Here is a 7,773-nt window from a genome sequence, read left to right as displayed (position 1 = left end):
GGGGGGATCCCCCCGCCTATCGGCACCCCCCTTATCAAGGGGGGCAGGGGGGATCGAACCTAAAATCCATTTTTAATTTAATTATAACCAGCTACTTAGGTTAAAGAAAACCTCTCAATTCTCAGGAAAAGCGCAACCCAACACCCAACACCTAAATCTGTCTGAATCTTTTTGTTGGGTTTTTTTACGTCAACCCAACCGACGGTAATTGCTATGATTACTAGGTTCGGTAGAGCCGATTTTTTTTAAGCATTTAACATTTAAGCACCCAATCTTCCTTCTAAAATGCCAATGATGGACAAATCCTCATCTAAGGTTTCCCAATGTAATCCCGTGCCATCACAAATTAACTCAACCTCTGCTAATTGTTCAAAGGTTGCTTTTGATAAGCGTTTATTTTTATAAGCAGGAAAACGAATTTCTCTATCGTCTTCTAAACGAATACAAATCCATTTATCTTCAACCCAAACTTTTTGAGCTTTTACTATGCTTTCATGTACCAAATACATCGTGCCATTTCCTCCGTATTATTTCTATATTTTCTGTAATGATAACTTCAGCCCGAACAATTTCTTTGGTTTTTAGACCTTTAGCATAATCCAATTCTAGCGGCTCTAGCCAAAATTTAGCATATCCGCCGCCCCGTCGAACGTGAACGTGCATGGGTTCATTGCCTTCATTGGCATAGAAAAAGAAAACATAGCCTTCCAGTCTGAAAATTTCTGGCATGAGGTTAAAGCTTATTTTGCCGGATTTGGCCAAGCATGAAATGTAACGCACCATCAATTTTATAATATTCGGTGGGTTATGCTACAGTGCTTGTCATCTTGGTGCGATCACTGTTTTAGAGAACGAAAAGCGATCGCATCCTTTCCTAGGTTGGGTCATCGGAACGAAACCCAACACCTAAATCCGTCTGAATCTTTTTGTTGGGTTTCCTTGGGTCTATTGTTGGGTTTCCTTACTTTGATAGCAAGGATTGCATGGCATCTTTCCTATTCTGATCTGACAACGCCAAAAAAATTGATCGCCCTATCCTGCATATTCCCAAAAAAGCAACCGATGAATTAGGTAGAAGCTCAAATCACCCTCACCGAGGCACTACCCATGAAATCCTTTGCCCTTCTCACCACCGTCAGCCTAATCGGCCTCTCCACCCTCGCCACTGTTCGCCCCGTTATGGCCCTAGAAAGCCGACAACCAGCCGAAACCCTGATCACTCAAACGAACTACAAAGAAGCGATCGCCCACTTTAACCGGGGAATTAACTACATCCAACAGGAAAAATATGATCTCGCCCTCGCTCAATTCACCAGAGCGATCGAACTCGATCCGGACTATGCCGAAGCTTACCTCGGTCGGGGCATGATTTACACGATTCGCGAACAATGGCGGCCGGCGTTTCAAGACCTGAACACCGCGATCCGACTAAACCCCCGCGCTGCCTACGCTTACCATTTCCGCGGATACGTCCATCTCGCATTTAACCAGAGACAAAATGCGATCGCCGATCTAACAACGGCCGCCGAATTATTTCGCCAGCAGGGAAACACGGAAATGTACAACAGCGCCATAGAAGCACTACGGCAGATAGGTGCGTAAGTTGCAAGGGAGAGCGATCGCTCTCCCCCTCTAAACTTTTGTAAAAAAAGCAATCTGAGGACTTAAAACTTGATCGCATAATTGGGAAAAAACCAACGATAACATCCTTGCAAGTATCCCTCGACTAAAGAGGAGCCAACCCGATGAAACCAATTACTTTCACCCTATCGGTGCTACTGGCCACCACTGGCCTACTCGTTCAACCCGGAGGCTTCCTGATGGAAAACGTTCCACCCATCCTCGCGCAGGAGCAGACAGCTTCTAGAGTCTATCAGAAAGCCAGCCCCGCCGTCGTCACCGTCAAAAATGGCAGCGGCCACGGTAGCGGCTTTCTCGTCAGTCCCGACGGTATCATCATTACCAACGCCCACGTTGTTGCGGACGGACCCCGGGTGGTGACGGTGAAATTTTCCAACGGACAGCAGGCCTCGGCAGACGTGATCGGCTTCGCTAAAAATGGCGTGGATTTAGCCGTCCTGCGGATTTATAACCGCCAAAACCTGCCCTATCTTCCCCTCGCCCGTCCGAACTCCGCCAAAGTCGGCGAAAGCGTTTTCGCCATCGGCACACCCTTAAACGAGGACTATCAAAACACCCTCACCCAGGGCATTATCAGCCGTCTCGACCCCGAAAAAGGCATTGTGCAACACAACGCTAATATCAACAAAGGCAATTCCGGCGGGCCGCTTTTGAATTCACGGGGGGAAGTGGTGGGGGTTAACGTCGCGGGCGATATCGGGAGTTACGTTTACGACGGTGCGGGAAACCCGATCGGCCTTACCCAGAGCGGCATTAATTTCGCCGTTTCCCTCGATCGCCTGCAAGCTTTCCTCACCGCAGTTAAAACAGGCGATGTCTCCACCGTCTCAACATTAGGACAGGACGATCGGATACAGTTACTCGCCCTCCCTCTTAACGGTCAGACCGTTCAAGGCAACTTGACCAAAGACCAAAACGAGCAATATTACGGGTTCGAGGGTCGTGCCGGACAGAAAATCGTTCTGGATATGAACAGCAACGAGATCGCTCCCTATCTTGTCCTCTATCGCGTTCTCCAATCTTCCGAGGGGACAAAATACCCACAGGTCGCCCGTAGTGACCAGCGCGTCGATCGCGCCCCCGGGGATTTTAACGCTCGACTTGTAACCGAATTACCCGCCGATGGAGTTTATATCCTAGTGGCTACCTCTCGCGAAGGGGGTGAATCGGGTCGCTACACCCTCAACGCCGCCGCTAACCCTTAAATAATCCCATTTTGACCCTAATCACGATTCTAATCCCTATTTTCTGAGGAACTATCCCTATGAACTCTAGATATATTTCCCACCGTCTCGCTTGCGTCGGCCTCCTCGCCACTGTCCTCCTCGGTGGTATCGCCCCCGGTTTCAGCCAATCGACCACCCCGAATCGCGTCACCTTCTTCTGTAAAGAGGTGTTCGATCGCGCATCGGGAGGAAAAATCCCCGCCACCCTCGCTTGGATTCCCCAAAGGAGCGGCAATGTGCGGATTATCGGCTGGAAATCGGAATATTTCTCCAAACGTTCCCCGGTTCGTTGCGAGGAAGTCACGAAAAAATTCCAGGAAGCATATAATCAAGGGCGTTTTAACTATCTCACCACCGGCCGGGCGAAGGGATACCCGATCATCTGCAGCGTTTCACGATCCGGCGATCCCTGCGATGGTAATAGCCAACTTTTTACCCTTAAACCCCACGACAATCCAGATTTAGTCTTGCAACAACTCATGGACATCCTAGAGGGGAAAAGCTCGGATATGCTCCTCCAGAATTCCGGAGATAAAACCTATATCTCGATGACGGAGTTTTTCGCCAAAGCACCACTCGCTGATCGCGACGCACCCTGTGGTACGAGATCTGCTGGCCCGCAAAATAATTGCGTTCCCACCCGCTAGAATTTTCGCTGTTTTACCCCGAATTTACCCATAATAACCATGTTGAAACCCTTTCCCCTACTCCTAAGTCTCCTACTTCTGCCCGTCGTACCGGTTAAAGCGCTATCCCCTTTCTCTGCTCCGGCGATCGTGGCGGAAGACAGCCCAAACGCGCAGATCGAGCGATCGATCCGTCAAGTCACTGTTAAGATTACTAGCGAGATAAATCGGGGATCGGGAATCATTATCGGGAAAAAAGGCAGTATATACCTCGTTTTGACCAACGCTCACGTTACCCGCGGCGCGAAAACCCTACAGATCCAAACCCACGACGGCCAAACCCGCACAGCCTCGATCGCGCCGAATTCCCTTTTGGAAGATAAGGATCTGGCCCTAGTGGAGTTTAGCGATACCAGGGATTATCCGATCGCTAAAATTCGCGCCATTTCCCCGGATGCGGAACTAGATATCACTGTAACCGGTTATTCCGCAGAAACGGGGCAGTACACCACCGATAACGGGAAAATTGAACAAACAAGCGATCGACCCCTCCGGGAGGGCTACAGCGTCGGTTATAGTGGCGATATCGTGCAGGGAATGAGTGGCGGTGGTATCTTTTTCGAGGATGAGTTAATCGGTATTAACGGGCGATCGGCCCATCCGATTCTCTCTAACTACATCTACGAAGACGGTACAAAACCCACAGACGCAGAAATCCAACAGATGAGAGCGGTTAACTGGGGCATTTCTATCAATACCCTATTAACCTACATCCGTCCCGAAATCCTCAGCGCCTATAACCTGCCCCTACCGCAGGTGAACCCCGATATAGAAACCACCGCCCCTACTGACTATATCGCCGAATTAGAAACAAAAGCCAAGGGTTTCACCGTGCGGATTGATAGTAGCAGTACAGCCAATGGAAGTGGCGTAATTATCGCTAAAAAAGGGAATATTTACACGGTTTTAACCGCAGACCATGTATTATGTGAGAAGGAAGAAAGTCAAGATGCTGCAAGTAAACCTTGTCCCGATAACACCTACACCGTCGTCACCAGCGACGGCAAAACTCGAAACATCGAGAAAAGCACCATCATCCGGCAGGAAGGGGTAGATTTAGCAGTTTTTCAGTTTGAAAGCCTGGACAATTATCCCGTTGCGGAAATAGCGAATTATAACCCAAATACCGATGATTTTGTTTTTGCCGCAGGCTTCGCCAAAATTGGCGACAATCCCTCGAAATGGTTGTTTAGTGGCGGTACAATTGACGAGAAAGAACGGGGATTACTACAAACCCGCCAAAGTCCTTTAAGGAATAAACAAGGGGGAACATTACAAAGTGTTGCTTCTTTAACCGAAGGCTATGAATTAGTTTATACCAGCATCACATTTGGGGGCATGAGTGGCGGTGCAGTCTTAGACTCTCAGGGGAGAGTAATAGGGATTCATGGACGTTCAGAAGGAGCAGGGGTAACGGAAATTCAGTTAGGGTATAGTTTAGGGATTCCTATTAGCACTTTTATCGGATTGCAAGAAAGATTGAAGGTAAAACCGCAATTATTAACCACTGCTCAACCCCAAGTTAGTCCGCAACAACAACAAGAAATTATTCAAGCGATTACTGGTGTTATTGTCCCTAATACCAATGCGAAGGCGGATATTTGGATACAAAGGGGGGGACAATTATGGCGGTTAGCAAGGGATCAGGAAGCAATTAAAGCCTTTGATGAAGCGATTAAGCAAAATGACCCCGATAATGTCTATTTAGCCTGGTATGGTAAGGGATTAGCGTTATTTGAATTACGCGAACATCAACCAGCTATAGAAGCTTTGCAACAAGCGATTAATACCTTACCTAAACGGGAAAATTTAAAGAAGTTTCACAGTAGTATTTTACAACGGCAAAGTGTAGTTTATCGCTTTTTAGGTGACTTCTCAAAAATTGCAGGTACAGAAAGAGAAGCCAGAGAAAATTATGAGCAAGCATTAACGGTGATTAATCAGGCGATTTCTCTGGTTCCCAATAACCCCAATTACTATAACGAGAAATGGGGAATATTAAGTGAATTAAAACGCTATGATGAGGGATTAGCGGCGATTACTCAGGCAATTGATCTCGCTCCCCGTGCTGCTTGGTATGTCAATCGAGGGATTCTTTACCGTCGCCAACAAAAATACGAATTAGCATTAGATGACTACAACAAAGCTATTGAACTTAATCCTAATCATGCTAATGCTTATAACAATCGTGGGAATCTTTACCAAGACCTACAAAAATACGAATTAGCATTAGATGACTTCAACAAAGCCATTGAAATTAATCCTAATTTTGCTATACTTTACTACAATCGGGGGGTTCTTTACCGTCTCCAAGAAAAATATGATTTAGCCCTCTCTGACTACAGCAAAGCTATTGACATTAATCCTAATTTTGCTGAGGCTTACGTCAATCGGGGGCTTCTTTACCAAGAAGACAAAAAAAAATACGATTTAGCCCTCTCTGACATCAACAAAGCCATTGAACTTAATCCTAATTATGCTGAGGCTTACTACAATCGGGGGCTTCTTTACAAAAACTTGCAGAAATACGATTTAGCCCTCTCTGACTGGAACAAAGCCATTGACATTAATCCTAATTTAGCTGAGGCTTACGTCAATCGGGGGGTTCTTTACCGTCTCCAAGAAAAATACGATTTAGCCCTCTCTGAATACAACCAAGCTATTGACATTAATCCTAAGTTTGCTGGGGCTTACTACAATCGGGGGGTTCTTTACCGTCTCCAAGAAAAATACGATTTAGCTTTAGCTGACTGGAACAAAGCTATTGAAATTAATCCTAATTTAGCTGAGGCTTACGTCAATCGGGGGGTTCTTTACTTTGAGCAAAAAAAATACGAATTAGCCCTCTCTGACTACAACAAAGCTATTGAAATTAATCCTAATGATGCTAAGGCTTACTTAGGTCGTGGTGGTTTATATGCCATATTAGGACAACCCGAAAAAGCAAAAATTGATCTACAACAAGCAGCCATATTATTCCTCCAACAGAATAATATGGCTGCTTATGAAAAGGTGATGCAGATTTTACAACAATTAGGGGGATAAGTTTCGTAGGTTGGGTTGAGCGAATAAATATGTTAAAGAAAACCTCTCAATTCTCAGGAAAAGCGAAACCCAACACCCAACCCCTAAATCCGTCTGAATCTTTTTGTTGGGTTGCCTTGGGTCTATAGTTGGGTTTCCTTACGTCAACCCAACCTACGGTAGTTTCCTTGGGTTTATGGTTGGGTTTCCTTACGTCAACCCAACCTACGGTAGTTTCCTTGGGTTTATGGTTGGGTTGAGCGAATAAATATGTTAAAGAAAACCTCTCAATTCTCAGGAAAAGCGAAACCCAACACCCAACCCCTAAATCCGTCTGAATCTTTTTGTTGGGTTTCCTTGGGTCTCTTGTTGGGTTTCCTTGGTTCAACCCAACCTACGGTAGTTTCCTTGGGTGTATTGTTGGGTTTCCTTACGTCAACCCAACCTACAAAACTGTAGGTTGGGTTGAGCGAATAAATATGTTAAAGAAAACCTCTCAATTCTCAGGAAAAGCGCAACCCAACACCCAACACCTAAATCCGTCTGAATCTTTTTGTTGGGTTTACTTGGGTGTATTGTTGGGTTTCCTTACGTCAACCCAACCTACTTTAGTTTCCTTGGGTTTATGGTTGGGTTTCCTTACGTCAACCCAACCTACAAAACTGTAGGTTGGGTTGAGCGAATAAATATGTTAAGGAAAACCTCTCAATTCTCAGGAAACCCAACACCCAACGATAAAAGAGTCGCCTCATACATAACTGGGGATAGTTGGTATTCAAGTCTAGAAAATCTGAACTTTCTCAGAAACGAGAAAGTCGGTTTTCTTTTTGGCATTGCTAACAATCGCCAAGTATCAATAGAGAAAGGTAAAGCATTACCAGTAAAGGATTTGGAGATTCCAGAGGAAGGTTTGGTCGTGTATTTAAAATCCTTTGGTTGGGTGAAAGTATTTGGTCAGCAGTTCAAAAACGAGCCGCAATATTACATTGTCTATCATCGGGATTTAGATGTGCTCAATCAAACAACACGGTATGAATTCAAGAGTCTTCATGATAGTCATTGGCCAATTGAAGAGTTTCATCGAGTCATCGAAAATTTGGGTCTGAAACCCCGCCGTTTTACGGCGGCTTTGCTGTTAAATATTAGCACATTTACGAAATATATGCTAAAATGTGAGGTATGGAAAAAGCCTATTC

6 protein-coding genes and 1 pseudogene are annotated in these 7,773 nt (G+C 45.6%); 5 read left to right on the top strand and 2 right to left on the bottom strand.

Features of this window, described 5'->3' with window-relative positions:
• Window positions 1-260: 260 nt before the first annotated feature.
• Window positions 261-509, bottom strand: coding sequence for a DUF2442 domain-containing protein (locus IM477_RS10380; RefSeq protein WP_002785172.1), 249 nt, complete (start codon window positions 507-509; stop codon window positions 261-263).
• Window positions 493-729: a DUF4160 domain-containing protein gene (locus IM477_RS10375; protein ID WP_041803658.1), complete on the bottom strand. Its 237-nt coding sequence runs from the start codon at window positions 727-729 to the stop codon at window positions 493-495. Before IM477_RS10375 ends, IM477_RS10380 begins: the two co-directional genes overlap by 17 nt.
• Window positions 730-1,107: 378 nt before the next feature.
• On the opposite strand from IM477_RS10375, the gene IM477_RS10370 reads away from it, so the two are divergent.
• The 5 genes and pseudogenes from IM477_RS10370 to IM477_RS10350 form a co-directional block, all read left to right on the top strand.
• A complete protein-coding gene (locus tag IM477_RS10370; protein WP_287731636.1) occupies window positions 1,108-1,602 on the top strand; it encodes a tetratricopeptide repeat protein in 495 nt (164 codons plus the stop codon).
• A gap of 143 nt (window positions 1,603-1,745) precedes the next feature.
• Window positions 1,746-2,846, top strand: coding sequence for a S1C family serine protease (locus IM477_RS10365; RefSeq protein ID WP_287731635.1), 1,101 nt, complete (start codon window positions 1,746-1,748; stop codon window positions 2,844-2,846).
• Window positions 2,847-2,905: 59 nt separating this feature from the next.
• Complete coding sequence (locus IM477_RS10360; protein ID WP_002774765.1) at window positions 2,906-3,514, top strand: COP23 domain-containing protein; 609 nt, start codon at window positions 2,906-2,908, stop codon at window positions 3,512-3,514.
• A gap of 39 nt (window positions 3,515-3,553) precedes the next feature.
• Window positions 3,554-6,598, top strand: coding sequence for a tetratricopeptide repeat protein (locus IM477_RS10355; protein ID WP_287731634.1), 3,045 nt, complete (start codon window positions 3,554-3,556; stop codon window positions 6,596-6,598).
• 727 nt (window positions 6,599-7,325) lie between these two features.
• Window positions 7,326-7,676, top strand: a pseudogene (locus tag IM477_RS10350) (IS701 family transposase); the annotation flags it as partial.
• Window positions 7,677-7,773: the final 97 nt, after the last annotated feature.

The sequence above is a fragment of the Microcystis sp. M090S1 genome (assembly GCF_020246295.1).
Classification (GTDB): Bacteria; Cyanobacteriota; Cyanobacteriia; order Cyanobacteriales; family Microcystaceae; genus Microcystis; species Microcystis aeruginosa.
Note: the sequence above shows the minus strand (reverse complement) of the source record. Positions and strands in the feature narration are given on the sequence as shown.